This window comes from Aminobacter sp. P4_D5 (assembly GCF_056401815.1).
Window position 1 is genome coordinate 1 of sequence record NZ_JBFUIP010001112.1, and the last position, 578, is coordinate 578.

Sequence of the window (578 nt, forward strand, 5' to 3'; positions counted from 1 at the left end):
TCATCACCTGTGGCAGCGTGGACGACGGCAAGTCCACGCTGATCGGACGGTTGCTCTACGATTCCCGGATGATCTCCCAGGATCAGGTCACGGCGCTGGAAGCGGATTCGCGACGCATCGGCACCCAGGGCACGGACCTCGATTTCGCGCTGCTGGTCGACGGGCTCGCCGCCGAGCGCGAGCAGGGCATCACCATCGACGTCGCCTATCGCTTCTTTTCGACCGACCGGCGCAAGTTCATCGTCGCCGACACGCCAGGCCACGAGCAGTACACGCGCAATATGGTCACCGGTGCCTCGACCGCGGACCTTGCGGTGATTCTGGTCGACGCGCGCAAGGGTGTGCTGGTGCAGACGCGGCGGCACAGTACTCTCGTGAAGCTGCTCGGCCTCCGCCACTTCGTGCTCGCGGTCAGCAAGATGGACCTCGTAGGCTATGACCGCACGATCTTCGAGGGGATCTGCGCCGACTATGCCGCCTTCGCGGCGGCCGCCGGCATCGAGGCGTTCAGGGCGATCCCCGTCTCCGGCCTCGGAGGCGACAATATCGCGGAGCCCTCAGCGAACATGCCCTGGTAC

Annotated in this window: 1 protein-coding gene; it reads left to right on the forward strand. The window is 65.6% G+C overall.

Annotated elements, in window-relative coordinates:
- Positions 1 to 578, forward strand: a 578-nt coding sequence (locus AC1DWF_RS36965; RefSeq protein ID WP_476843394.1) for a GTP-binding protein, incomplete at both ends; no start/stop codon positions are given.